Here is a 23483-nt window from a genome sequence, read left to right on the forward strand (position 1 = left end):
GTTGCGCGCATGGTCTGCGATCCTCATTGGTCTGGTAACCACGAAGATCGCGCCATGCGCGCGCTCTTGCAAACCAGGATCAGCGCAAGTCATTGATCCGGAAAAGGGAAACCTGGGGAAACCTCAGGGTCAGAGTGCACTTTTCTGTAGATTCCGAAACAGGGTCAGAGCGCACTTTGCGAACCCGCTGAAACAGGGGTTAGAGTGCAGTTTTATTCAAGGCCACTAGGGGTCACCAGGAGCGTATGTCTGGATCGTCTGACAAGCTTGCCGTCCTCGTAGATGCAGACAACGCGCAGGCGTCGATTGCTGCCGAACTGCTGGCTGAGGTCTCCCGGTACGGTACGGCGACGATAAAGCGGGCCTACGGTGATTGGACGACGCCGAATCTGCGCGGGTGGAAGGACGCCCTGCAGAGCCTGGCGATCCAGCCGATCCAGCAGTTCGCGAACACGACCGGGAAGAACGCCACGGACTCGGCGCTGATCATCGATGCGATGGATCTTCTCCATGGTGGGGCCGTCAACGGGTTCTGCATCGTCTCTTCCGACAGCGACTACACGCGTCTTGCAACGCGAATCCGCGAAGCCGGGCTGGTGGTTTACGGGCTTGGCGAGAAGAAGACTCCTGCTGCCTTCGTGGCCGCATGCGACAAGTTCATCTATACGGAGATTCTGAGGCCATCCTCGGAAGCACTGCCTGAGCCCGAAGGGCCAGAACCTCTAAAGCCCCTGCTCGAGAACGCGATTGCGGCCACGGCGCGCGACAGCGGATGGGCTGCCTTGTCCGCAGTGGGAAGCCAAGTGAACAAGAACAGCCCGTCGTTCGATCCGCGCAACTACGGGTATCCAAAGCTCGGGGATCTGGTGAAGAAGCAGAAGTTCCTTGAGGTGAAGGAAGTGCCTGTTGGCGATGGCTCGACCAGTGTCCACATCTTCGTGCGACTTAAGACCAAATAGTCACGAAGACAGAAGTTGGAGTGGCCGCCAGTGGAAGGCGTCAGGCTCGATAATTCGGACGTGTGGACAAAATCAGGAGTTGCCATGTACGTGATCGAGATCGTGCTGTTCGTCATCGGCCTGGTCCTTCTGGTCATGGGCTACCGCAGGAACCATCGCAACCTGATGCTGTGTGCGGCGATCACGCTGTTCCTGTCGGCCGGGCTCGGTCCAATGGTGGAAGGATTCAGCGAGGGATACCGGGATTCACGCGCGGCCCGCTGAGGCGTTTGCGTCACCGCAGAAAATTTCTCCATCGCCGGAGCTTTATGCTCGGGCCGCCGGGGCTCGGCCGATGGTGAAAATTTATCCGGAAACAAGGCTTTTTGCTCCGCATGTGGGGCAAGAGGCTCCGGCCTGTGGGTAACCCGACTGCCGGGCCAGCGGGGCCAAGTCTACTTTCCGGACATATCGGTCGCCGGCCATAATCCGGATCCGCAACAGGGGGATACACAATGGGTAGGAAAAAATGGGCGCTGGCGGCAATGCTGGCGCTGGCATCGCCGTTGATCGCGGCGGACGCGGCTGCCGAAGGCCGTGGCATCACCGGTCCAGAAGCGGTGTCGGTGATGCGTTCGATGGGGCTCTCGCCGCAGCTGTCCACCGACGGCGCGGGCGATCCGCTGATCCGGTTCATGACCGGTGACCTGCATGCCTTCCTGAACTTCTACGATTGCAGGGAAGGACGCTGCGGCTCGCTGCAGCTTGAATTGGCGCTTGACCTCGAGAACGGCACCAGCCTGCAGACTGCCAACTACGTCAACAACCGCTTCCGCTACGTCCGCATGCACCTGGACGACGAGGGCGACCCGTTCCTGCAGTACGACTTCGAGATGCTGCACACCGACCATGCGGCGCACCTGCGCAGCCAGCTGGAGACGTTCGACAGGCTGGTGGAAAGCTTCGTCGAGGCGGTGGCGGACTGAGGACGGGACTGCCTCCCGGCCACGTGCGGCAACGCGGTGGCCGGGCGTTCCGCGTGCAATGCCGGGTGACTTCCGGCACGCGCCGGCCTAGCGGCGGGCGCGCAGTGTGCGCGCCAATCACGCTCCCGGATTTATGCGATGGCTTTCCGCTGCCTGCTGCTTCTGCTCCTGCTGGTTTCCCCCGCGTTGCTCATGGCGGCGGACGCCCACCGCGTCACCTCCCCCGCGGTGCCCGAGTCTGTATTCGCCGTGGACGCCAGCCTGGCACCCTTGCCCGTTCTGCGCTTCCCGATCGGCGACACCACCGATGCGGAGCGCCACCTGTTCGTCGACGTGGCCGATGGCGTGGTCCAGCGCCTGGTCGTGCTGCAGTTCGAGACCGTGCAGGCCGGGTCCGACTTCCGTTTCGTGTTCCCGGCGGTGCCGCCGCGCCGCTTCGGGCCGCACGTGTACCGCTCCGGCGCGTATGCCTATGACGACGTCGCCGCGGCGGCGCGTGCGCCGGGGCTGGAGGCGGACAGGACGCGCGCGGCGCTGGTCGCGGCGGGGCTGCAGCCGCCGCGCTACTGGCACGTGGCGCGCCTGGCGCGGGTCGCCGATGCCGCCGGCCTGCACGAGGCCATCGTCTTCTACCTGGAGAACGCCGACGCACGCTATCCGGCGGGGCTGGTGGACGTGGACGAGGATGGCGACGGCCTGCTCGATGCCGCCGAAACCGCGCGGCTGTGGGCGGCGCTTGAAGGCGTGCTGTCGGTGCTGCCCGGCACTGCCGCGGCAGCGGACGCGCAGCCGCTAGACTAGGCCGCAATTCCCCCGCATCGACAAGGATCCGCCATGGCTTTCACCACCACCGCTTCGGGCCTGCAGTTCGAAGACACCGTCACCGGCACCGGCGCCGAGGCCGTGCGCGGCAACAACGTCACCGTGCACTACACCGGCTGGCTCTACGAGGGCGGCGCGCAGGGCGCGAAGTTCGATTCCAGCAAGGACCGCGGCGAGCCTTTCATCTTCCCGCTGGGTGCCGGCATGGTGATCAAGGGCTGGGACGAGGGCGTGCAGGGCATGAAGGTCGGCGGCACGCGGGTGCTGGTCATCCCGGCCGCCCTGGGCTACGGCGCGCGCGGCGCCGGCGGCGTGATCCCGCCCAACGCCACGCTGAAGTTCGAGGTGGAGCTGCTGGGGACCTGAGCGGGGCGGTTCCGCCCGGCTGGGTGCCGCGTCGCCCGTTCTCCGCTCGAACGAGGGGATTTCCGCACATGCGCGCCAGTCCATCGATGGCAACCGCTGGCGTCCGCAAGCCTTGCGCTCTCTGGCGGTGCATGGCCGTGATGCTGTGCGCGGTGGCGGCCATGCCGGCGGCGGCGGCCGAACCGGCAACCGCCGAAGCCAGTCCTCCGCACACGGTGGTCTTCATCGGCGAGCGGCTCTCCATCGAGCCCGTGCCCGACCCATGCCAGACGAAGGCCAGGGAAACCGGGGGGTTGGAGTGCATCACCATGGATTCGCTGTACCGGGCCAGGTACCGCGTCGTGCAGCCGGTGGTGGGCGACGCCGGCGACGGGACGCTGGCGTTCTCGGTGGCCGACCACTACGGCTTCCCGCCGTTCGCCCACTTCGACCATGCGCTGCTGTTCGTCGAGGTGGGCGGGGAGGATGCGTGGCTGCACAAGTACCAGGCCATCCCCGTGCATCGCACGGTGGACGGGCAGTGGGCCGCCTGCGGCGACCTCCAGTACCGCGATGGACAGCAGCCGCGCGTCGCCCGGGCGCGCCCGATGGCGTTCGCCGGGCCGATCCTGGCGCTGGATGCCGTGCCCGCCGGGCACAACGAGCGACTGGCCGCCCGCTGGAAGGAGCACCCGGACATCTACCGCGTCACCGGTGGCAAGGTGCAATGCCTCAGGGGCGTCCCGGTCGAACAGGCGTATGCGATCGTGCGCGAGGGCGTGATGGCCGCGCGCGAGGTGCCGTTGCCGCCGTGGCCGGCCGATCCCTGATCCGGCGTTGCGTCGGCAAGGCCTGCGCCCCGAACAGGACCTGATAGGCTGCGCCCATCCTGGACCTGCAGGGTGGGAACCCCATGAACGCCGTCGCTTCCGGCACCCCCGATCCCACCGCCGCGGACCCCGCGCTGGCGAAGCTGCTCAAGTACGACAAGCGGATCGCGAAGATCGGCAGCAAGGTCCGCATCCTCTCCGGCCTGACCTGGCCGGTGGAGATGGAGGCGCGCTTCCTCGAACGCTGGCGCGCGGGCAACCCGGAACTGCCACAACCGCCTACGCAGCCGGTCGACCATGCCGAGACCATAGAGGCGCTCGACGACATCCTGCCGCGGCTCGATCGCGGCCACCCGGTCGGCGACTGGCTGTACAAGACCGCGTGGAGCTATCGCGTCGCCGCGACCATGCTCGCCAACGTGGGCAATCCGCGCTTCACCGAATGCTCGGTGCTGCTGTACGGCCATCCGTCCACGCGGTACCGGTCGCAGGATTCGACCACGTTCCAGTCCGCCGCGCGGATGCTGGAGATCACCGGCCAGCTGATCGATTCGCGCTACGTGCCCGCGGTGCCCTACGACATCCCCGCCACCGAGTTCGCCGCGCAGCTGCGCGAGCGCATGGGCCGGTTCTTCACCCACGATCCGGTCGAGGTGGTGCTCGATCCGCAGCTTTCCTCCAAGGCCACCGCGGGCAGCAAGGTGATCCGCATCCGCGCCGATGCGATGTTCTCCGACCTGGACCTGGACCAGCTGGTCGAGCACGAGGCGTTCATCCATTCGGCGACCATGCTCAACGGCAAGCACCAGCCGTGGCTGCGCTGCCTGGGCACCGGCTCGCCGCGTACCACGCGCACCCAGGAGGGACTGGCCACGTTCGCCGAGATCATCAGCGGATCGATGGACATCAACCGCCTGCGGCGGCTGGCGCTGCGCGTGCTGCGGCTGCAGGAGGGGCTGGACGGCGCCGACTTCATCCAGGTGTTCCGCAACTTCCTCGACGCTGGACAGTCGGAGGTGGATGCCTACCGCAGCGCCGCGCGCATCTTCCGCGGTGGCGACGTGCGCGGCCGGGTCTGCTTCACCAAGGACGGCGCCTACCTCGAAGGGCTGCTGCTGGTGACTGCGTTCGTCAAGCGCGCGCTGTACGAGAACCGCGGCGACACCCTGCGCATGCTGTTCTGCGGCCGGGTGGCGCTGGGCGACCTGGTGGCGCTGTCGGCGCTGCGCGATTCCGGCCTGATCGCAGGCCCGCGCTACGTGCCGCCGTGGGCGCGGCACCCGGAACGGGTGCTGGCCACGCTGGCCTTCTCCCCCGCGGCGCAGTCGCTGCGCCTGGACGGCTTCGACCTGCAGCGGTTCGCGGAAGCCGAGGACGAGGTGATGGAGGCGGGAGCCGCGGCGGCCCTGTCCTGACGCAGGCGCGGTTCCGCACTATCCTCGTCCGGTCCTTCCTGGGTGCCCGTGCCGAATGAAGCTGCCGACCACGTACGCCGTCCTGCTCGCCTGCCTGTCCGCCTGCCTGTTCGCCGTGACCGCCACCGGCTGCAATCCCGCGCCGCCGGCCACGCCCGCGGCGGCCGAGGCCACGGCCCCGCCGGTGCACATCGTGCCGTTGCCGCAGTCGGTGGACGTGCAGTCCGGCGAACTGCAGGTGTCCGGCGCCGTCGCGCTGGAAGCGCCCGAAGCCGCACCGAACGCCCGCCGCGCGCTGGAGGAACTGCTGTCCACGCTGGGCCTGGCCCAGGACGCGAGCGCGGCCATCCGCATCCGCCTGCAACTGGTCGACGACGCGGCGCTACCCGATGAAGGCTACCGGCTGCGGGTGGGCGAGGGCATCGTCCTGGTCGCGCGCACCGACGCCGGCCTGCTGCACGCGGTGCAGAGCCTGCGCCAGCTGCTGCCGGCGCAGGCGCAGCCGCAGTACCGGCTGCCGCGGGTCGCGATCACCGACGCGCCGGCCTACTCCTGGCGCGGCAGCTCGGTGGACGTGGCCCGCAGCTTCCTGCCGGTCGAGTACCTGGAAAAGCACATCGACCGCATGGCGTTCTTCAAGCTCAACCGCCTGCACCTGCACCTCACCGACGACCAGGGCTGGCGCATCGAGATCAAGCGCTACCCGAAGCTGGTGGAGATCGGCGGCGCCAGCGCGGTCAAGGGCGGGCGAAGCGGCTGGTACACCCAGGAGGAATTGAAGCACCTGGTGGCCTACGCGCAGGCGCGTGGCGTCACCCTGGTCCCGGAGATCGACATGCCCGGGCACGTGCAGGCGATGCTGGCCTCCTACAACGAGCTGGCCTGCGACGACGAGGACAACCTGTCCACCTACGACGGCCTGGAGGTGGGCTTCAGCGTGCTGTGCCTGTCCAAGCCGGACGTGGTCTATCCGTTCGTGCGCAACGTGCTGGAAGAAGTGCTGGCGATCTTCCCGTCGCAGGAGATCCACATCGGCGGCGACGAGATCAAGGATCCGCTGTACGCCGACTTCGTCGCCCGTACCGCGGCGATGGTGCGGGAGATGGGGCGCACGCCGATCGCCTGGGAGGAGGGTTCGGTGGCCGACACCGGCCCGGACCTGATGCTGCAGCTGTGGAACGAGGGCTACGCCATCGACGCGGCGGTGGCCAAGGGGCATCCGCTGATCCTGTCGCCGTGCACGTATTTCTACATCGACCACGGCAACTACGCCGGCCAGCCGCAGACTTACGACTGGTGCCGCAAGGAAGGCGTGCCGCTGCAGCGGGTCTACAGCTTCGATCCGGCGCGTTATCCGACCGCGGTCGGCGTGGAGGGCGCGCTGTGGTCGGAACTGGTGCACGCCGATGCGACCGCCGACGACCGCCTGTGGCCGCGGCTGGCAGCGGTGGCCGAGGTGGCCTGGACGCCCGCCGACCGGCGCGATTACGCCGGCTTCGTCCAGCGTCTGGGCGCGCTGCGCCCGCATCTGGACGCGATGGGCGTGCGTTACCACCCCGAGCCGGACCTGGGCTGGGGGAATCGCGACAGCGGGCCCTGAGCCCTTCCGGGCCGGCTATCCAACATCGCATTCATCCTGCGTGGAGTAAGGTGGGCCATCGCTGGTCCACGCGACCTGCCGCCCGCTACCCGGGCGCCTTTCGCCCCTTCAACCTCGATGCTTCCCGGGCCGGCCGCACGCCCGGGAGGGAGGCCATCCCATCGCCCGTTCGTTCCCCCTGCCATCCAGTCCCGCCGATGCCGACCCTTCATGCCGGCGCTGCGATGCGGTGTGTTGCCGGCTCACCGTGGTGGTGATGCCCGAGGACCGCGGCGTGCCGCGCTGGCTGGTCGAGCGCAATGCGCAAGGGGTTGAGGTGATGGCGCGCGACGAGGACGGCTGGTGCGCGGCGATCGATCCCCAGCGCATGTCCTGTTCGATCTACGCCGACCGTCCGGCGATCTGCCGCAGCTTCGCCATGGGCGGTGCGTATTGCCTGGACATCCGTGCGACCTACCGCGAGCAGCGGCTGCGCGGCATTCCCCTGACGCTTTATTGACTGACCGGAGGTATCCAGACCATGGCCACGCGCAGGCCCGTGAAGAACGCTCCTCCCCGCAGGCCGGACGCCGGCAAGCCGAGCGGTGCGCTCACCAGCGAGCGCATTTCCGACGACCTTCTCGCCTTCCAGCGCACCGGGGGCCGCATCGAGGTGCTCGGCACCACCCGGGTGCTGGAAAAGGTGGCGGAAATGGAGGAGAAGAAGGGCAAAGGGGACGCAGACACCTGAGCGCCCGCGCGTGAGTCCGGTGTAGGCGACGGTTTACGTGAGAACAGGAATCACGGCCACGTTCGCCGCCAGCGCCAGGGAGGCGACATGGGAATCAGCTGCCACCTGTCCTTCGATGGCGACTGCGCGGCCGCGTTCCGCCACTACCAGCGCATCCTCGGCGGCCAGTTCACCGGCGTGCTCACCTACGGCGAGTCGCCGCTGGCGCGGCAGGTGCCGCGGGCCTGGCAGTCGCGGATCCTGCAGGCCACGCTCGCCTGCAACGGCCAGGTCCTGATCGGTTCCGACGCCTTCCCGGGCAGCTACGTGCGGCTGCAGGGGTTCTCGGTCTCGATCGCCGCACCGGTGGACGAGGCCGCGCGCGTGTTCACCGCGCTGGCCGAGGGCGGCAGCATCCGCATGCCGTTCGAGCGCACGTTCTGGTCGCCCGGGTTCGGCATGGTGGTCGACCGCTTCGGCATCCCCTGGGAGATCAGCGGCGAGCGCAGCCACTAGGCCGGCCGCGGCCGCACAGCGGCGCCACGCTCCGGCTGCAGCGAAGGCGCAGCCTCAGTCGCCGGTGCGGAAGCGCAGCGTCAGCCCCTTGAGGAAATTGCGCAGGATCTGGTCACCGCAGGGCCGGAAGTTCTTGTGTCCGGGCTGGCGGAACAGCGCGGTCATCTCCGGCTTGGCGAGCGGGAAGCCGGCGCCCTCGAACACCTCGTGCATGTCCACGTCCTTGAGCTGGAAGGCCACGCGCAGCTTCTTCAGCACCAGGTTGTTGCTGATCCGGCTCTCCGGCGGGCGCGGCGGCTGGCTCTCGTCGCGGCCGCGGTAGTAGACCACCAGGCCGTCGAGGAAGCGCGCCAGCAGGGCGTCGCTGCAGGCGACCGCGCCAGCCTCGTCCTCCTTCTTCAGCAACGCGGGGATGTCGGCCTTGTCGAGCGCGAACCCCGGATCGGCCAGCTGGACGATCTCCACCACCTTGCCGTCGCTGAAGTCCAGCATGTAGCGGATGCTGCGCAGGACGTCGTTGTTGATCATCGCGGTTGCCCGGTGGCCTGGGGTAGGGCGCAGGCTGCATTTTAGCGCCCCGGGGAGCGCGCCATTGCGCGCCGGTCCGCCGCCACGTCCAGGCGGTAGGGCCAAGGGCCAATTGCCCGCATGCGGGGGAAGAGGCGACGGTACCGGCGCCGATGTCGGCGGGGGCGGGGAATCGATGATGAAGTGGCTGCTTGTGCTGGTGCCGATCGCCATCGCGCTGGAGCATTTCGCGCCGGGCAACGCCCTGCTGATATTCGCCGTGGCCGCGCTGGGCATCATCCCGCTGGCGGCGATCATGGCCCAGGCCACCGGCTCGCTGGCCACCCGCCTCGGCCCCGGCCTGGGCGGCCTGCTCAACGCCACCTTCGGCAACGCCGCCGAACTGATCATCGCCCTGGCCGCGCTGCGCGCCGGCCTGCACGACATGGTCAAGGCCTCGCTGGCCGGCACCATCATCGGCAACGTGCTGTTCGTGCTGGGCGTGGCGATGGTGCTGGGCGGCACCCGCCACGGCGACCAGACCTACGACGCCCGCTCCGCGCGCACCCAGGCGACCATGCTGACCCTGGCGGTAACGGCGCTGATCCTGCCGGCGGCGTACCTGTCGATCGTGCCCAGCGCCGAAGTGCAGATGAACTCGCTGAGCACGATCATCGCCGGGATCATGCTCGCGGTGTACGTGGCCAACGTCGCCTTCACCATGGTCCGCAGCCGTGCCGATGCCGCCGCCGCCGCGGCCGGCCATGCCGACCTGCATCACGGCCCGCAGTGGGCGCCGGGCAAGGCGCTGGCGGTGCTGTTCGCGGTCACCCTGGGCATCATCTGGCTCAGCGAGATCCTGGTCGGCACGGTCGAGTCGGCGAGCGAGGCGATGGGCTTCTCCGACGCGTTCACCGGCGTGTTCGTGCTGGCGGTGATCGGCGGCGCGGCCGAACAGGCCACCGCCATGGGCGCCGCGCGGCAGAACCGCATGGACCTGTCGATGTCGATCACCCTGGGTGCCAGCGTGCAGCTGGCCCTGCTGGTGGCGCCGCTGCTGGTGCTGATGAGCTTCTTCGTCGGCCCGCAGCCGATGGACCTGGTGTTCGGCCCGGGGCTGGTGCTGACCATCCTGTTCTCGGTGATCATCGCCGGCCAGGTCGCCAGCGACGGCCGCGCCGACTGGCTGCGCGGCGTGCAGCTGCTGGCGGTGTACCTGATCCTGGCCACCGTGTTCTTCTTCGTGCCCGACGTGGGGTGAGGCGGTGGAACCGGTGAAGCCGGTGCTTTCCCCGACGTCCGGATGGATCGCCCGGCGCCGCTACGCGATCCTGTTCTACGCGCTGCTGGCCACCATCGCGGTGGGCCCGCTGCTGGAGGCGCTGGACATCGGCCGGCTGGCGATGGAGATGCTGCTCACCGCCAGCCTGGTGGCCGCGGTGTTCCCGATCGGGGCGCTGCACAAGCGGCGCACGATGCTCGTGATCGTCGCGCTGGCGCTGCTGCTGCGCGGGCTGTCGGCGTACCTGGACTCGGCCACGATCTCGGCGGTGGGCGCCATCCTGTGGGGGGCGGTGGCGCTGATGGCGGTGTTCGGCGCGATCCGCTATTCGATGTCCAGCGCGCGGGTGGACCTGGAGCAGCTGTACGCGGCGCTCAGCGCCTACCTGCTGATCGGGGTGTGCTGGGGCGTGGTCTACGTCGCCGTGGTCAAGCTGTACCCGGGCGCGCTGCTGCTCGGCGGCCAGCCACTGCCGCGCGGGCTGGGCATGGGCGACGCCATCTACTTCAGCTTCGTCACCCTGGCCACGCTGGGCTACGGCGACTTCACCCCGGCGACCCCGGTCATGCGCGGGCTGTCGGTGTTCGAGGCGATCATCGGCCAGCTGTACCTGGCGATCATGGTGGCGCGCCTGGTCAGCCTGCGGGTGGCGACGGTGTCGTCGGAGTAGGGCGCTGGCCGGGCTGGACGCCCGGCCCGCACGGCCCGCAGGACGCGCCGCCATTCATGTCGCCACCCGTGGGGCCAAAGGCCAATTGAGCCGTTTCCGAGGCGGCGGGTAGCGTCGGTGTGTCCGGTGCGCCCGCCTGTCCCGCCAGCGGGCGGGTCCGGCGTCGCCCCGCTACCGCGCGACTGGAGGATCCCCATGCGCATCTCCGCGCCCCATCTGCTGGCCACCGCCCTGCTGCTCGCGGTGACCGGTGGTTCCAACCCGGCCACCGCCTGGGCCGCGCCGCAGTCCGCTTCGGCGTCCGGCGCCAAGGCTACGTCGGCAACCTTCAGCGTCGAACAGCTCGACCAGATGATGGCGCCGATCGCGCTGTATCCGGACTCGCTGCTGGCCCAGGTGCTGATGGCCTCGACCTACCCCGGCGACGTCGCCGACGCGGTGAAGTGGTCGGAGAAGAACAAGGACGCCAAGGGCGAGGCGGCGGTCAAGCAGGTCGCCAGCCAGCCCTGGGACCCGAGCGTGCAGTCGCTGGTGGCATTCCCGCAGCTGCTGGCGGTGCTTGGCCAGGATCCGGCCTGGGTGCAGAAGATGGGTGATGCGTTCCTGGCCCAGCCCGAGGACGTGATGGCCTCGGTGCAGCGCCTGCGGGCCAAGGCCGATGCGGCCGGCAACCTCAAGTCCAACGAGCAGCAGGTGGTCAGCAAGCAGCCGGCCGCGCCTGCCAGCACCACCACCGTGGTCCAGCAGCCCGCGCAGCAGACCATCGTGATCGAGCCGGCCGACCCGGAAGTGGTGTACGTGCCCAGCTACAACCCCAGCGTGGTGTATGGCGGCTGGGCCTATCCCTCGTATCCGCCGTACTACTACCCGCCGCCGCCGTACTACTACCCGGGCGGGGCGCTGCTCAGCTTCGGCATCGGCGTGGCCGTGGGCGGCGCACTGTGGGGCGACTGCAACTGGGGCGGCGGCGACATCGACATCGACGTCAACCGCTACAACGAGTTCAACAGCAACCGCCAGATCGACCGCAGCAGCAACAAGTGGAACCACAACGCGTCCAACCGCGACGGCGTGCCGTACCGCGACAACGCCAGCCGCGAGCGCTACGGCAACCAGCGCCAGGGTGCCAGCCAGCGCGACGGCTACCGTGGCCACGACCAGGCGCGCAACGCCGACCGCCAGCGTGCGGCGCAGTCGCTGGAGAATCGCGGCATCCAGGCGCCGGCGAAGAGCAATGCGGAGGCGCGGCAGCGCGCCGGGCAGGCTTCGCGCGACATCGCCCAGCAGCCGGCCTCGCGCAATGCCGCGGGCGCTGGCGGCCAGCGCGCCAGCGCCGGCAACACCTCGCGTGCCAACGCCGGCAACACCCAGCGCGCCAATACCGGCAGCACGCAGCAGCGGACCGCGGCATCGAACACCCGTGCCCAGCAGGATGCGCGCCAGCGTGCATCCAACACCCAGGCCGGCACCCGCACGGGCAATAACAGCGCCTTCCAGGGTGCATCCAATCCCGGCCAGTCGCGTGCCGCTTCCAGCCGCGGGCACAGCAGCCAGGCGGCATCGCGCTCGTCGGGCGCGCGCAGCGCCGGCCGGCCGGTGCAGCGTTCGGCCCCGTCGCGTGGCGGCGGTGGCGGCGGCCGCCGCCGTTGAACACAGGAGACCTGACATGACCGCATCCCTGCGCCTGCTTCCGATCCTGTGCCTGTCCCTGCTGGCGTTGCCCGCGCACGCGCAGCAGGCCTATCCCACTCCCGAGGCGGCGGCCGAGGCGCTGGTCGGCGCACTGGGCACGGAAAAGGCCGACGCCGCGCGCCTGGCCACCGTGTTCGGCGCGGACTGGCAGCAGTACATCCCGCTGGACAACGTCGACCGCGACGACACCGACGCCTTCCTCGCCCGCTACCGCGAGAAGCACGTGTTCGAGAAGTCCGATGCCACCCACGCGAAGCTTGCCGTGGGCAAGGAGGGCTGGGTGCTGCCGGTGCCGCTGGTGAAGGGCGCGTCGGGCTGGGCCTTCGACCTGAAGGCCGGCGAGCCGGAGCTGCGCGCGCGCCGCATCGGCCGCAACGAGCTCGACGCGGTGCAGGCCTCGCTGGCCTACGTCGACGCCCAGGACGACTACGCCGGCGAGGACCGCGACGGCGACGGCGTGCTCGAGTACGCGCAGAAGTTCGTCAGCACCGACGGCCAGCACGACGGCCTGTTCTGGGAGGCCGGGGACGACGAGGAGCAGAGCCCGCTGGGCCCGCTGTTCGGCGACGACTCGCCCGAGGGCGTGTGGCACGGCTACCACTACCGGATCCTCACCGCGCAGGGCACCTCGGCGCCGCGCGGCGCCTACGACTACCGGCTCGGCGACAACATGAGCCGCGGCTTCGCCCTGGTCGCCTGGCCGGCGCGCTACGGCGACAGCGGGGTGATGAGCTTCATCGTCAGCCACGACGGCCAGGTGTTCGAGAAGGACCTGGGATCCGGAAGCGACGCGGTCGCGCGGGCGATGGCCACGTTCGACCCGGACAGCAGCTGGCAGGAAGTGACCGACACGGCCACCGCCGCCGCCTCGCCCTGAGGCCGGACGGGACGGGGCCGCCAGACCCCGGCCAGGTCGGAAACGCGCGCGACCGGTGCACGCATCGCACGGCGTCGCGATCTTCCCTGCGCAGGATGGAGCGTGCGGGCATGGCTGCTAAGCTGCACGCATCGGCCTGCACCGGCAGGCCCCCGCGCGTACAGGAGCCCTTCCCCTTGAACACCCATCGCCCGCGCCGCTTCGCCGTTTCCGTCGTCCCGCTGCTGTGCGGGCTGCTGCTCGCCACGGCCGGCTGCTCGTTCTCGCCGGGCACCGCGCGCAACGCGCCGGCCGGCCATGTCACCGTCACCACGCAGGCCTCGGTGCTGCCCGGCCAGGGCTATGCCTGGGTGCCGCTGCCCGAGCCGACGACCGCGCCCGAGCGCGACGCGCGCGTGCGCGACGAGCAGTTCCGCGCCGACCTGCAGGCCGCGCTGGACCGCGCGCTGCAGGCCAAGGGTTACCGCCCGGTGGACCGTGCCGATGCCGCGTTCCTGGTCGCCAACCGGGTCGGCGTGCGCGACGTGCGCGAGACCCAGCCGGTGCGCGCCGAACCGGCCGGCACCACGCCGATGTCCGCGATCAAGTGCACCGGCGGCAACTGTTCGCAGCTGGTGGTGAGCAACGACAGCGGCGAGCCGGTGCTGCGCTACCGCACCACCGAACGCACCGAAGGCGGCCTGATGATCGAGGTGATCGAACCGCGCAGCATCCGCGTGGTCTGGAGCGCGCTGAATACCGGCACGATCCGGCCGGGCGAATGGACCCAGGCACGACTGGATGCGGTCGCCGCGCAGACCCTGTCCGACCTGCCGGCGTACCGGCCCTGATGAACGGGCCCCGTCCGGCAGCGGCGGGGTGCGGAGGAATCGATCGGCGCAGGCGGTAGATTCAACGGGTCTCGTCCGCTTTCCGATTCCCGCCATGCGCCGCGCCACCTGCCTTGCCGTGCTCTGCCTCGCCGCCATGCCGCCGCTGGCCGCCCAGGATGCGGCCTCGCTGGACCTGTCGCTGCCGCAGGCCACTTCGCTGTACCGCAACGATCCGCCCGGCACCTGGTATGGCGATCCCTCGGGCACGCCGGCCAGCGCTGCCAGCAGGCCGGTGATCATGCGCCGCGCCTGCCCGACCGCGCCCGACGGCAGCCCGACCGACCTGACCGGCAACGTCCGCGCCGGGATCGGCTACTCCAGCGAGGGCGGCAACAGCAACTGGCAGGGCGCGTCGCTGAACTACTGCAAGTCCTACGCCGACGACGATGGCGACGGGCGCACGTTCAACATGCAGCTGCACGTGGACCAGTACGACGGCCCGGGCCAGGGCTGGGGGCCGCGTCCCGGCCCGCATCCCGTTCCCTCGGGCGCTCCGCCACGCCGCTGACAGCCACGACGCGACGCCCGCGGCGGCCACGCCGCAGCCGGGGCACGTGGCTTGCATCCTTGCCGCATCAGTTCGTCCCTGCCGGCCGCCGCCGCAGCAGGTAGAAGCCGCAACCCACGCCCATCGCCACCGCCACCGCCAGCAGGTGCTCCGGACGGGCGCTGAGCAGCATCGCCAGCGACAACGCCAGCGCCGCGCACGGTACCAGCGCACCGCCCGGCAGCCTCCATGAACCCGGCGCATCGCCATGGCGCCGCTGCAGCACCAGCACGCTGCCGGCCGTGGTCATATACGCCAGCAGGCGGGTGACCATCGACAGCAGCGCCAGCTGCACGAACGATCCGCTCCGGGCCCGCGTCAGGGCCAGCACGCACTGCACCGCGATCGCCAGCGCCGGGGTGTGGAAACGACGGTCCACATGCGCCAGCACTCGCGGCCCGTAGCCGTCGGAGGCCAGCGTGTGCAGGAAGCGCGGCCCCAGCAGCATGGTCGCGTTGCCGGTGCCCAGGATCGACAGCGCCGCGCCGGCGGTGACCAGCAGCGCCAGGCCTTCGCCGGAGAACGCCGCCGCCGCGTCGGCCAGCGGTGTGGTCGAGTCCGCCAGCCCCGGCAGCGTGCCCTGCGCCACCAGCTGCACGCCGGCATAGACCGCGGTGACCAGCACGATCATCGCCACCAGCGCGAACGGCACGTTGCGGCGCGGACTGTGGAATTCGCTCGCGGCCACCGACAGGTTCTCGAAGCCGGCGTAGGCGAACAGCAGCAGCAAGGCCGCCTCGCCCATGCGCCGCGGATCCAGTGCCTGCGGCGCCGGCGTGCCGAAGGCCGGCTGCAGGTCGACATGGAACACGCCGATGGCCACGAACAGCAGCAGCGGCAGCAGCTTGCCCGCCACCAGCCACAGCGACAGCTGCGCGGCCTGGCGCACGCCGGCGATGTTGATCGCCGCCAGCGCCAGCAGCGAGCCGGCGATCACCGCCATCCGGCCGCCGCCGGAGGACGCCGCCGGCCAGAACCGCGCCAGCGCGTCGGCCAGGCCGTTGGCCAGCGAGGCGGCGGTCGCTATGCGCGTGAGCCAGATCGTCCAGCCCACCTGGAAGCCGGCGAACGGTCCGAACGCCTCGCGCGCGTACAGCGCGCTGCCGCCCTGCACGTCGAAGTACGTGGCCGCCTTGGCGTAGCACAGCACCAGCAGGCCCACGGTCGCCCCGGCCAGCAGCACGCCCCAGACGCTGAAGGGGCCGAGCAGGGCGAACGCGGTGGCCGGCAGCAGGTACACGCCGCTGCCGACCACGCTGTTGATCGACAGCCCGAGGATCTGCCAGCGCCCGACCGCACGCAGCAGCCCCTGCGGCGAATGCGGCCCGGGCGCCGCCGGGGTCCCGCGCGCGGCCCTCCGCGCGGGGCCGCGACCGCCGCGGAGGTGCGCGCAGGGACCACCGCTGCGCGCAGGATCATTCCGCCTTCGCGTCCGGCGCCCAGCGCCAGGCGCGCACCACGTTGTCGAAGAACATCGGCACCACCAGCAGTTCCCTGTCGGCCAGGTAGAGGTGGTCGGCCGAACCCTTCGACAGGGTCAGCAGCGGCGTGGTCGTGTCACCGGCATCGACGTGCAGCAGCAGCCCGCGGGTCCAGTCGGTCACCGTCCAGCCGCCGCGGCCATCCGGTTCGATCCCGTCGATGTGGCCGATCGGCTCGCTGCCGATGCGGCCGGTGCTGCGGTCGGCCAGCGCCACCGTGGACAGATGGCCGGGTTGCGCGCCGTCCGGCGGTACCTGCCAGCTGCCCAGCAGCAGGCGCTCGCCGTCCACGCGCAGGCCGTTGGGCCGTCCGGTCGTGGCCACGTCGAGCTGCAGCCACGGTTCGAGGCGGCCCTGGTGCAGGCGGAACACCGTGTCCAGGCGCGGACTGAAGGCGTAGACATTGCCGTCCGCGTCGGCGGGGGTGTCGTTGAAGCGCGCCGGGCCGCCGTCGGGAGGCGCGTGGCGGGCGAGGATCCTCGCCGCGTCCAGGTCGATCTCCACCAGCGCATCGTCGTCGCCCGCGTACAGGCGGCCGTTGGCCAGCGCCAGGCCCTTGGGATTCTCCAGGCCGGTGACCCACTCGCGGTCCAGCAGCGTGCCGTCCGCGGCCAGGCGGCTGATGAAACCGTCGCCGGGAACCGCATCCTCGCCCCGGGTGCCGATGTTGGATACGTAGAACACGCCGCGCTGGCGGTCGAACACCACCGACTCGGGCGTGCTGAAACCGGCCGTTTCCCACAGCGGTTCCGGTGTGGCGGCTTCGGCCGCGGGCAGCGCGCTGGCCAGGGCGAATGCAAACAGGGCGGGCACTGCACGGAGCGCAGCACGATGGCGCGGGATCGTCCGGGACATGGGACCTCCGGTCGGGCAGGGCGGGACGGACAGGATAGTGCGTCGACGGCCACCCGGTGGTGGGGTGCGTGGCGGCCTTGCCTGCCGTCCCGCGCTTGTGCGGCGGGCGGGACTGGAACACGGTGCGGCGTGGATGCGGCGCGCGCGGGATCCCCGGCTGCACGCGAAGATGGCCGAAAAAGCCTTCTGACGTGGCAGTGGCGGGCACCCGGCTTCTTGGTGGAGCCGGGTGCCATTCGCGTGTGGAACTCAGCCCAGCGCCTTCGCCTTGAGCCGCGCGAACTCGTCGGCATTGATCGCGCCGGCATCCAGCAGCGCCTTGGCTTCGGCGATCTGCTCGGTCGGCGATTTGGCGCTGGCGACCTTGCGGATGTAGGCATCGGTTTCGGCGCGTGCATCGTGCACCGCGGCGAGCTGCCGCTCGGACATGCCGCGGCCGCGGAACAGGATGTAGGCCAGCGCGGTGAGGAACGGCAGGAAGATCAGGCCGATGAACCAGATCGCCTTGGAAAGCCCGCCCAGGTCTTTGTCGCGGAACAGGTCCACGATGATCTGGAACAGGACGAGCAGGTAGGCGACCAGGACGAAGGTCATCAGGATCAGCAGGACGGTATCCCAGAAATTGCTCATTGCGACGTTTCCCCGGTGCGATGACGACGATGGTGGTGCCCGGCAGCGCCCCTGTGCCGGACCGCAGTGTGTCGCCTCCACCCTAGCACGGGGCGGGCCCGCGCCCGGCGCGGGTGCGGACGGACGCTCGCCTGGCGTGCCGATGCGATGCATGTCGCGGGGTCCGCGGCGAAGGCGTAGGCTCAGCGGCGCGGCGCGTGCCGCCCGGAGGAGGGAAGTCGAAGATGACGACGCACAGCGGGCCGGCAAGGCCCAGGGCTCTGGTGTGGGTGGCGATCCTGGCGCTGGTCTGGAACCTGATCGGACTGGCGATGTTCTGGATGCAGGTGACGATGGATTCTGCGCGGCTGGCCACGCTGCCCGCGCCGCAGCAGCAGGTGTACCTGGCCACGCCGGGCTGGGTGAACGTGGCGTTCGCCTTCGCCGTGATCGGCGGTGTGCTCGGCGCACTGGGTCTGCTGCTGCGCCGGCGCTGGGCGGTACCGATGTTCCAGGTGTCGCTGCTGGGATTGCTGGTGCAGTTCGTGGGCGCCTACCTGGTCACCCCGGCCTGGCAGGCCTACGGCGCGGCGGGACTGGCGATGCCGGTGCTGCTGCTGGTGATCGCGCTGGCGCTGCTGTTCTATTCGCGGCGCTGCACGGCACGCGGCTGGCTGCGCTGAACGCATGGGGCGGCGCGCCGGCCGGCGCGCCGCCACTGCCGGCCGGGGCGTGAAGCCGCGCGCCGGCCGTGCATGCGAGGCTGGGCATCCGCACTACGTGGAGGTCGCATGGACATCGGCATGATCGGCCTCGGCCGGATGGGCGCGAACATGGCCGCGCGGCTGCAGCGCGGCGGGCACCGCGTGGCCGGATTCGACCCGGGCGCGGCCGCGCGCGACGTCGCACGCCAGGCGCATGGCCTGGAGACCTTCGATTCGCTGCCGGCACTGGTCGCCGCACTGCCGGCGCCGCGCGCACTGTGGCTGATGGTGCCCGCAGGTGCGGCGGTGGACGCCAGCCTGGAGGCGTTGCGACCGCTGCTGCAGCCCGGCGACATCGTCGTCGACGGCGGCAATTCCAACTACCGCGACAGCCAGCGCCGTGCGGCATCGTGCAGCGGACGGGACGTGCATTTCCTCGATTGCGGCACCAGTGGCGGCGTGTGGGGCCTGGCCGAGGGTTACAGCCTGATGGTCGGCGGCGATGCGCAGGCCTGCGAGCGGCTGCGGCCGCTGTTCGAAACCCTGGCGCCGTCGCCGCAGCACGGCTGGGGATGGGTCGGGCCGAGCGGCGCCGGCCACTTCGCCAAGATGGTCCACAACGGCATCGAGTACGGAATGATGCAGGCCTACGCCGAGGGCTTCGCGATCATGCAGCGCAAGGAGTCGCTGGCCCTGGACCTGCCGCAGGTGGCGGAGATCTGGCGGCATGGCAGCGTCGTGCGCTCCTGGCTGCTCGATCTGGCCGCCGATGCACTGCGCGACAATCCCTCGCTGGAAGGCATCGCGCCGCACGTGCCCGATTCGGGCGAAGGCCGCTGGACGGTGGCCGAGGCGATCGAGCTGGACGTGTCCGCTCCGGTGATCACCCTGTCGCTGCTGGAGCGGCTGCGCTCGCGCGAGAAGGATTCGTTCGCCGACAGGCTGCTGGCCACGCTGCGCGACCGCTTCGGCGGGCACGGCGTGAAGCCGGGGTAGTGGCCGCGCGCCCGCGATCTGAAGGGAGCTCCTACGACAGTCGTGCCGTCGTGGTTCCGTCCAGCGGCAGTTCGCGCCGCTCCGCATTGCTGCGCAGGCCGGCCTCGATCACTTCCATCACGAGCAGCGCATCCCCGGCGCTGACCGGCAACGGTGCATCCAGGGCGATCGCATCGCGGATGCCGGCGTAATAGGCCAGGTAATCGCCGGGCGGCGCCGGCGAGTCGGCTTCGACCACGCTGCCGTCGACGCCCACGCGCAGCAGCGTGCCCGGTCGCGGGTCGTGGCCCCAGCCGGCACCGCCCGGGATGGCGCCGCCGCGCAGCGCGTCCTCCTGCGGATCGAGTCCATGCTTGATCCAGCTGCCGCCATTGCCGTGCACGGCGAAGCGCAGGTCGTGCCCGGGCACCAGCGCGCCGGCGTGCAGCAGCACGCGCAGGCGGGCGTAGCGCAACTGCACGTGGAAATAGTCCACTGCCTGCGCGCCCTCGCGCTGCAGGGCCAGGTCGGCGCTCACCGCCAGCGGCGGGCCGAACAGCTGCAACGCCTGGTCGACCAGGTGCGGGCCCAGGTCGTACCACAGCCCGCTGCCAGGACCGGCGCGATCGCGCCAGCGGTCCGGCACCTGCGGGCGGAAACGGTCGAAATGCGAGTGCAGTTCGGCCACCGCGCCCAGCGTGCCACGGTCGAGCAATCCGCGCAGGGCCAGGAAGTCGGCGTCCCAGCGCCGGTTGTGGAACACGCTCAGGCGGCGGTCGGCGCGGTGCGCGGCTTCGATCATCGCCTGTGCCTCGGCCAGGTCCAGGGCGAAGGGCTTGTCCACCACCACGTGCTTGCCGGCCGCCAGCGCGGCCAGCGCCAGCGGTGCATGGGTGTCATTGGGCGTGGCCACCACCACCAGGTCGATGTCCGGGTCGGCGAAGGCCGCGTCGGGATCGGCGAGCACGCGCGCCAGCGGATGCGCCGCGGCGACCCTGGCCGGATCGCTGGAGACCACGGTGTGCAGGCGCAACCCCGGCGTGGCGGCGATCAGCGGCGCATGGAACACGCGCCCGGACAGGCCGAAGCCGAGCAGGGCGACGTCGAGCGTGGCGGGCATAAGCGATTCCTTCGGCGCGTCCTCCGGTGCGCGGATTACACGCGGCCTTCGCATCGTCATGCAACTCCGTGCACACCGATGAACCGTACACAACCGCGTGCAGTCTTCACACGGATATTCACCGTCATTGCACGCGCGGATTGGGAGGCTGGCCGCCCACACCCAGCAGACCAATCAAGAGGCCCCCATGCGCAAGCACGCTTCCATCCTCGCCGCCACGCTCGCCGCGGTCCTGTCCTCCACTGCGGCGATGGCCGAAAACAAGACGCCGGAGAAAAAGCCGGCCGCCGAGGCGGCGTCCTCGCAGCCGGTCAACGATACCTGGATCACCACCAAGGTGAAGTCCAGCCTGCTGGCCGACGAGAGTGTTTCGGGCACGAAGATCGATGTCGATACGGTCGATGGCGTGGTTTTCCTGACCGGCACTGCCAAGAATCAGGCCCAGGTCGAGCATGCGAAGAAGATCGCGGCCGGCATCGAAGGCGTGGGCAAGGTCGACGCCTCCAAGCTGGTGGTGTCTGCCAACTGACGGCCGTCACGCCCCCGTTGGCTGGCGTCCCGGGGTGACGACGGGACGCCACGGCGGCGCGGAACCTCCTGGTTCCGCGCCGCTTTCTTGTGCGTTTCCTCGTTGCTGGAAGAGCCGGGATGAGCGGAAACCTTGAGCCCTGGAAGCGCGAGAAGCAAAAGCGGCGGCCCCCCACCGGAGTCGACGCGCTCAAATGCATGGCCCCCACCGGAGCAGACGGCTGTTCGCCTTGCCACCTTGCCGCCGTGCCGTCCAAACCGTTACACCACCCGTTACACGTCCCCACCAGTGCGCACGCAGGAAAGCCCACGCCCTCGAGCATCGGTCCGGAACCCCCGCGCTGGCCCTCACCGGCCGCTCCGCTAGAATCGTGGGCGTTCCCGCTGCCACCCCTGCACATGCCCTACGAGGCCAACCCTGCCGACGACGCCCGGATCGAGTCCCTGCTCGCGCGCATGACCGTGGAAGAGAAGGTCGGGCAACTGGGCGTGTTCGCCGACATGGTCCGCCCGTTCGCGCCGGACGTGAATCCCGAAGCCAACGTCCGCAACGCCGCCGAAGTGCTCGAACAGGTGCGCGCCGGGCGCGTGGGCGCGCTGTTCAACGGCGTCGGCGCCGCCCAGGGTCGCCAGATCCAGCGCGTGGCGGTGGAGGAAAGCCGGCTCGGCATCCCGGTGCTGCTGGCGGCCGACGTGATCCACGGCATGCGCACCGTGTTCCCGATCCCGCTGGGCGAAGCGGCCAGCTTCGAACCGGAACTGGCCGAGCGCACCGCCCGCGCCACCGCGGTCGAGGCCACCGCCGCCGGCCTGCACTGGACCTTCGCCCCGGCGGTGGACATCGCCCGCGACCAGCGCTGGGGCCGCGGCGCGGAAGGCGCCGGCGAGGACACCTTCCTCGGCTGCGCCTTCGCCGCCGCGCGCGTGCGCGGCTTCCAGGGCGAGGACCTGCGCGCGCACGATTCGCTGCTGGCCACGCCCAAGCACTTCGCCGCCTACGGCGCGGTCGCCGCCGGCATGGACTACAACTACGTCGAGATCTCCGAAGGCACGTTGCGCGACGTGCACCTGCCGCCGTTCAAGGCCGCCTTCGACGCCGGCGCGCTGGCGGTGATGACCGCGTTCAACGACATCAACGGCGTGCCGGCCAGCGCCAACCGCGCCCTGCTCGGCGACCTGCTGCGCGGCGAATGGGGCTTCCCGGGCGTGGTGGTGTCCGACTACACCGCGGACATGGAGCTGGTTGCGCACGGCTACGCTGCCGATGCGCGCGACGCCACCCTGCGCGCGTTCGACGCCGGCCTGGACATGAGCATGCAGAGCGGCTTCTATGCCGCCCACCTGCCGGCGCTGGTCGAGTCCGGCGAGGTACCGATGGCGATGCTGGACGAGGCGGTGCGGCGTGTCCTGTCGGTCAAGGCGGCGATCGGCCTGCTCGACGATCCGTACCGTTCGCTGGACCCGGCGCGCGAGACCGACGCTTCGCAGCGCGAGGCGCACGAGGCGCTGGCCCGCGACGCGGCGCGGCGCTCGATCGTGCTGCTGAAGAACAAAGGCGACCTGTTGCCGCTGCGCCGCGACGCGCGCATCGCCCTGGTCGGCCCGTTCGCCCGCGACCGCGACAACCTCGAGGGCTGCTGGACCCTGTTCGGCGACCGCTCGCGCTACGTGAACGTGGAACAAGGCCTGCGCGCGGCGCTGGCGGACGGCGCCGTGCTGGACGTAGTCGATGGCTGCGCGATGGAAGCGGAGCTGGAAGGCGGCATCGAGGCCGCGGTGGCCGCCGCGCGCGGCGCCGACGTGGTCCTGCTGGCGGTGGGCGAACCGCAGCGCTACAGCGGCGAGGCGCAGTCGCGCACCCGGATCGAGCTGCCGCCGGCGCAACAGGCGCTGGCCGAGGCGGTGGCCGCCACCGGCACGCCCGTGGTGGTGCTGCTGCGCAACGGCCGCGCACTGGCGCTGCAGGGTGCGGTGCGCGATGCGCAGGCGATCCTGGTCACCTGGTTCCTCGGCAGCCAGACCGGGCACGCGGTGGCCGACGTGGTGTTCGGCGACTTCAGTCCGTCGGCGCGGTTGCCGGTGAGCTTCCCGCACGATTCCGGGCAGCAGCCGTTCTTCTACAACCACCCGCGCACCGGACGCCCGGAAACGCCGGAGATGTCCGAGTTCAAGGCGCGCTGGCGCGAGCATCCGAACACCGCGCTGTACCCGTTCGGGCACGGGCTCACCTATGGCCGCGTCGAATATGGCGCGACCACGGTCGCCGCACCGGCGCTGGCCTGGGACGGCACCCTGCGGGTATGCGCCACGGTGCGCAACGACGGCGTGCGCGCGACCGAGGAGGTGGTGCAGCTGTACCTGCACGATCGCGTCGGCAGCCGGGTGCGGCCGGTGCGCGAGCTGAAGGGCTTCCGCAAGGTGTTGTTGCAGCCGGGCCAGTCGCTGGAGGTGGCGTTCGAGCTGTCGCGCGCCGACCTGGCCTTCACCCGCGCCGACGGCACGCACGGCGCCGAGCCGGGTGCGTTCGACGCGTGGATCGCGCCGTCGTCGGCGACCGGCAAACCGGCGCGGTTCGAACTGCTGCCACCGGCGTAGGGTGCCTG

Annotated in this window: 26 protein-coding genes; 21 read left to right on the top strand and 5 right to left on the bottom strand. The window is 70.5% G+C overall.

Features of this window, described 5'->3' with window-relative positions; genetic code table 11:
- Positions 1–245 precede the first annotated feature (245 nt).
- The 11 genes from CSC64_RS03915 (at position 246) to CSC64_RS03965 (ending at position 8161) form a co-directional block, all read left to right on the top strand.
- Positions 246–959, top strand: coding sequence for an NYN domain-containing protein (locus tag CSC64_RS03915; protein ID WP_162434020.1), 714 nt, complete (start codon positions 246–248; stop codon positions 957–959).
- An 84-nt stretch (positions 960–1043) separates the two neighbouring features.
- The gene (locus CSC64_RS03920) at positions 1044–1223 is read left to right on the top strand and encodes a hypothetical protein (RefSeq protein WP_162434021.1); all 180 of its coding nucleotides are present in this window, start codon (positions 1044–1046) and stop codon (positions 1221–1223) included.
- A 230-nt stretch (positions 1224–1453) separates the two neighbouring features.
- Positions 1454–1924, top strand: a complete 471-nt coding sequence (locus tag CSC64_RS03925) for a YbjN domain-containing protein (RefSeq protein ID WP_162434022.1) — start codon at positions 1454–1456, stop codon at positions 1922–1924.
- 138 nt (positions 1925–2062) lie between these two features.
- Positions 2063–2725, top strand: coding sequence for a hypothetical protein (locus tag CSC64_RS03930; protein ID WP_162434023.1), 663 nt, complete (start codon positions 2063–2065; stop codon positions 2723–2725).
- Positions 2726–2731: 6 nt separating this feature from the next.
- Complete coding sequence (locus CSC64_RS03935; RefSeq protein ID WP_425501668.1) at positions 2732–3112, top strand: FKBP-type peptidyl-prolyl cis-trans isomerase; 381 nt, start codon at positions 2732–2734, stop codon at positions 3110–3112.
- A gap of 131 nt (positions 3113–3243) precedes the next feature.
- Entirely contained in the window at positions 3244–3921 is a 678-nt protein-coding gene (locus CSC64_RS03940; protein ID WP_162434025.1) for a hypothetical protein, read from the top strand.
- Positions 3922–4004: 83 nt separating this feature from the next.
- Positions 4005–5336, top strand: a complete 1332-nt coding sequence (locus tag CSC64_RS03945; RefSeq protein WP_162434026.1) for a peptidase MATCAP family protein — start codon at positions 4005–4007, stop codon at positions 5334–5336.
- A gap of 55 nt (positions 5337–5391) precedes the next feature.
- The gene (locus tag CSC64_RS03950; protein WP_162434027.1) at positions 5392–6936 is read left to right on the top strand and encodes a beta-N-acetylhexosaminidase; all 1545 of its coding nucleotides are present in this window, start codon (positions 5392–5394) and stop codon (positions 6934–6936) included.
- A gap of 160 nt (positions 6937–7096) precedes the next feature.
- On the top strand, positions 7097–7435 hold the full coding sequence (locus tag CSC64_RS03955; protein WP_238389754.1) for a YkgJ family cysteine cluster protein: 339 nt from the start codon (positions 7097–7099) through the stop codon (positions 7433–7435).
- A 21-nt stretch (positions 7436–7456) separates the two neighbouring features.
- Entirely contained in the window at positions 7457–7666 is a 210-nt protein-coding gene (locus tag CSC64_RS03960; RefSeq protein ID WP_162434029.1) for a hypothetical protein, read from the top strand.
- 87 nt (positions 7667–7753) lie between these two features.
- Entirely contained in the window at positions 7754–8161 is a 408-nt protein-coding gene (locus CSC64_RS03965; RefSeq protein ID WP_162434030.1) for a VOC family protein, read from the top strand.
- 54 nt (positions 8162–8215) lie between these two features.
- Here the strand turns inward: CSC64_RS03965 and CSC64_RS03970 are convergent, their stop codons facing one another.
- A complete protein-coding gene (locus CSC64_RS03970; RefSeq protein WP_162434031.1) occupies positions 8216–8689 on the bottom strand; it encodes a YehS family protein in 474 nt (157 codons plus the stop codon).
- Positions 8690–8867: 178 nt separating this feature from the next.
- Here CSC64_RS03970 and cax point away from each other — a divergent pair, with 178 nt between their 5' ends.
- The 6 genes from cax (at position 8868) to CSC64_RS04000 (ending at position 14569) form a co-directional block, all read left to right on the top strand.
- Positions 8868–9929 (top strand): calcium/proton exchanger, encoded by a 1062-nt coding sequence (gene cax / locus CSC64_RS03975; RefSeq protein ID WP_202922309.1) that lies wholly within the window; start codon positions 8868–8870, stop codon positions 9927–9929.
- A gap of 22 nt (positions 9930–9951) precedes the next feature.
- Positions 9952–10620 (top strand): potassium channel family protein, encoded by a 669-nt coding sequence (locus tag CSC64_RS03980; RefSeq protein ID WP_162434033.1) that lies wholly within the window; start codon positions 9952–9954, stop codon positions 10618–10620.
- A gap of 195 nt (positions 10621–10815) precedes the next feature.
- Positions 10816–12270, top strand: a complete 1455-nt coding sequence (locus CSC64_RS03985; protein WP_162434034.1) for a DUF3300 domain-containing protein — start codon at positions 10816–10818, stop codon at positions 12268–12270.
- A 16-nt stretch (positions 12271–12286) separates the two neighbouring features.
- Positions 12287–13189 (top strand): DUF2950 domain-containing protein, encoded by a 903-nt coding sequence (locus tag CSC64_RS03990; protein ID WP_162434035.1) that lies wholly within the window; start codon positions 12287–12289, stop codon positions 13187–13189.
- A gap of 176 nt (positions 13190–13365) precedes the next feature.
- Positions 13366–14019, top strand: coding sequence for a DUF4136 domain-containing protein (locus tag CSC64_RS03995; protein WP_162434036.1), 654 nt, complete (start codon positions 13366–13368; stop codon positions 14017–14019).
- Between the two features lie 94 nt (positions 14020–14113).
- Entirely contained in the window at positions 14114–14569 is a 456-nt protein-coding gene (locus tag CSC64_RS04000) for a hypothetical protein (protein ID WP_162434037.1), read from the top strand.
- 67 nt (positions 14570–14636) lie between these two features.
- Here CSC64_RS04000 and CSC64_RS04005 read toward each other — a convergent pair whose 3' ends face one another.
- From CSC64_RS04005 to CSC64_RS04015, 3 genes are all read right to left on the bottom strand, one after another.
- Positions 14637–15914, bottom strand: a complete 1278-nt coding sequence (locus CSC64_RS04005; RefSeq protein WP_162434094.1) for an APC family permease — start codon at positions 15912–15914, stop codon at positions 14637–14639.
- Between the two features lie 109 nt (positions 15915–16023).
- Complete coding sequence (locus tag CSC64_RS04010; protein ID WP_238389750.1) at positions 16024–16944, bottom strand: SMP-30/gluconolactonase/LRE family protein; 921 nt, start codon at positions 16942–16944, stop codon at positions 16024–16026.
- A 249-nt stretch (positions 16945–17193) separates the two neighbouring features.
- A complete protein-coding gene (locus tag CSC64_RS04015) occupies positions 17194–17574 on the bottom strand; it encodes an SHOCT domain-containing protein (protein WP_162434039.1) in 381 nt (126 codons plus the stop codon).
- A 224-nt stretch (positions 17575–17798) separates the two neighbouring features.
- On the opposite strand from CSC64_RS04015, the gene CSC64_RS04020 reads away from it, so the two are divergent.
- A complete protein-coding gene (locus CSC64_RS04020) occupies positions 17799–18236 on the top strand; it encodes a hypothetical protein (protein WP_162434040.1) in 438 nt (145 codons plus the stop codon).
- Positions 18237–18344: 108 nt separating this feature from the next.
- Positions 18345–19253, top strand: a complete 909-nt coding sequence (gene gnd, locus CSC64_RS04025; RefSeq protein ID WP_162434041.1) for a phosphogluconate dehydrogenase (NAD(+)-dependent, decarboxylating) — start codon at positions 18345–18347, stop codon at positions 19251–19253.
- Between the two features lie 31 nt (positions 19254–19284).
- Here the strand turns inward: gnd and CSC64_RS04030 are convergent, their stop codons facing one another.
- Positions 19285–20352 (bottom strand): oxidoreductase, encoded by a 1068-nt coding sequence (locus CSC64_RS04030; RefSeq protein WP_162434042.1) that lies wholly within the window; start codon positions 20350–20352, stop codon positions 19285–19287.
- Between the two features lie 187 nt (positions 20353–20539).
- Between CSC64_RS04030 and CSC64_RS04035 the strand changes: the two genes are divergently transcribed.
- Positions 20540–20881, top strand: coding sequence for a BON domain-containing protein (locus CSC64_RS04035; RefSeq protein ID WP_162434043.1), 342 nt, complete (start codon positions 20540–20542; stop codon positions 20879–20881).
- Between the two features lie 398 nt (positions 20882–21279).
- On the top strand, positions 21280–23475 hold the full coding sequence (locus CSC64_RS04040; protein ID WP_162434044.1) for a glycoside hydrolase family 3 N-terminal domain-containing protein: 2196 nt from the start codon (positions 21280–21282) through the stop codon (positions 23473–23475).
- The last annotated feature ends 8 nt before the right edge of the window (positions 23476–23483 follow it).

The sequence above is a fragment of the Pseudoxanthomonas koreensis genome, assembly GCF_010093225.1.
GTDB lineage: Bacteria > Pseudomonadota > Gammaproteobacteria > Xanthomonadales > Xanthomonadaceae > Pseudoxanthomonas > Pseudoxanthomonas koreensis.

What these genes read in the sequence shown, in the direction of transcription:
- CSC64_RS04035 (WP_162434043.1), top strand. Translation starts at nt 20,540, where the DNA reads ATGCGCAAGCACGCTTCCATCCTCGCCGCCACGCTCGCCGCGGTCCTG.
- CSC64_RS03970 (WP_162434031.1), bottom strand. Translation starts at nt 8,689, where the DNA reads ATGATCAACAACGACGTCCTGCGCAGCATCCGCTACATGCTGGACTTC.
- cax (WP_202922309.1), top strand. Translation starts at nt 8,868, where the DNA reads ATGAAGTGGCTGCTTGTGCTGGTGCCGATCGCCATCGCGCTGGAGCAT.
- CSC64_RS04015 (WP_162434039.1), bottom strand. Translation starts at nt 17,574, where the DNA reads ATGAGCAATTTCTGGGATACCGTCCTGCTGATCCTGATGACCTTCGTC.
- CSC64_RS03925 (WP_162434022.1), top strand. Translation starts at nt 1,454, where the DNA reads ATGGGTAGGAAAAAATGGGCGCTGGCGGCAATGCTGGCGCTGGCATCG.
- CSC64_RS03990 (WP_162434035.1), top strand. Translation starts at nt 12,287, where the DNA reads ATGACCGCATCCCTGCGCCTGCTTCCGATCCTGTGCCTGTCCCTGCTG.
- CSC64_RS03950 (WP_162434027.1), top strand. Translation starts at nt 5,392, where the DNA reads ATGAAGCTGCCGACCACGTACGCCGTCCTGCTCGCCTGCCTGTCCGCC.
- gnd (WP_162434041.1), top strand. Translation starts at nt 18,345, where the DNA reads ATGGACATCGGCATGATCGGCCTCGGCCGGATGGGCGCGAACATGGCC.
- CSC64_RS03960 (WP_162434029.1), top strand. Translation starts at nt 7,457, where the DNA reads ATGGCCACGCGCAGGCCCGTGAAGAACGCTCCTCCCCGCAGGCCGGAC.
- CSC64_RS04030 (WP_162434042.1), bottom strand. Translation starts at nt 20,352, where the DNA reads ATGCCCGCCACGCTCGACGTCGCCCTGCTCGGCTTCGGCCTGTCCGGG.
- CSC64_RS03915 (WP_162434020.1), top strand. Translation starts at nt 246, where the DNA reads ATGTCTGGATCGTCTGACAAGCTTGCCGTCCTCGTAGATGCAGACAAC.
- CSC64_RS04040 (WP_162434044.1), top strand. Translation starts at nt 21,280, where the DNA reads ATGCCCTACGAGGCCAACCCTGCCGACGACGCCCGGATCGAGTCCCTG.
- CSC64_RS03945 (WP_162434026.1), top strand. Translation starts at nt 4,005, where the DNA reads ATGAACGCCGTCGCTTCCGGCACCCCCGATCCCACCGCCGCGGACCCC.
- CSC64_RS03965 (WP_162434030.1), top strand. Translation starts at nt 7,754, where the DNA reads ATGGGAATCAGCTGCCACCTGTCCTTCGATGGCGACTGCGCGGCCGCG.
- CSC64_RS03940 (WP_162434025.1), top strand. Translation starts at nt 3,244, where the DNA reads ATGGCCGTGATGCTGTGCGCGGTGGCGGCCATGCCGGCGGCGGCGGCC.
- CSC64_RS03985 (WP_162434034.1), top strand. Translation starts at nt 10,816, where the DNA reads ATGCGCATCTCCGCGCCCCATCTGCTGGCCACCGCCCTGCTGCTCGCG.
- CSC64_RS04000 (WP_162434037.1), top strand. Translation starts at nt 14,114, where the DNA reads ATGCGCCGCGCCACCTGCCTTGCCGTGCTCTGCCTCGCCGCCATGCCG.
- CSC64_RS04010 (WP_238389750.1), bottom strand. Translation starts at nt 16,944, where the DNA reads ATGTCCCGGACGATCCCGCGCCATCGTGCTGCGCTCCGTGCAGTGCCC.
- CSC64_RS04020 (WP_162434040.1), top strand. Translation starts at nt 17,799, where the DNA reads ATGACGACGCACAGCGGGCCGGCAAGGCCCAGGGCTCTGGTGTGGGTG.
- CSC64_RS03930 (WP_162434023.1), top strand. Translation starts at nt 2,063, where the DNA reads ATGGCTTTCCGCTGCCTGCTGCTTCTGCTCCTGCTGGTTTCCCCCGCG.
- CSC64_RS03920 (WP_162434021.1), top strand. Translation starts at nt 1,044, where the DNA reads ATGTACGTGATCGAGATCGTGCTGTTCGTCATCGGCCTGGTCCTTCTG.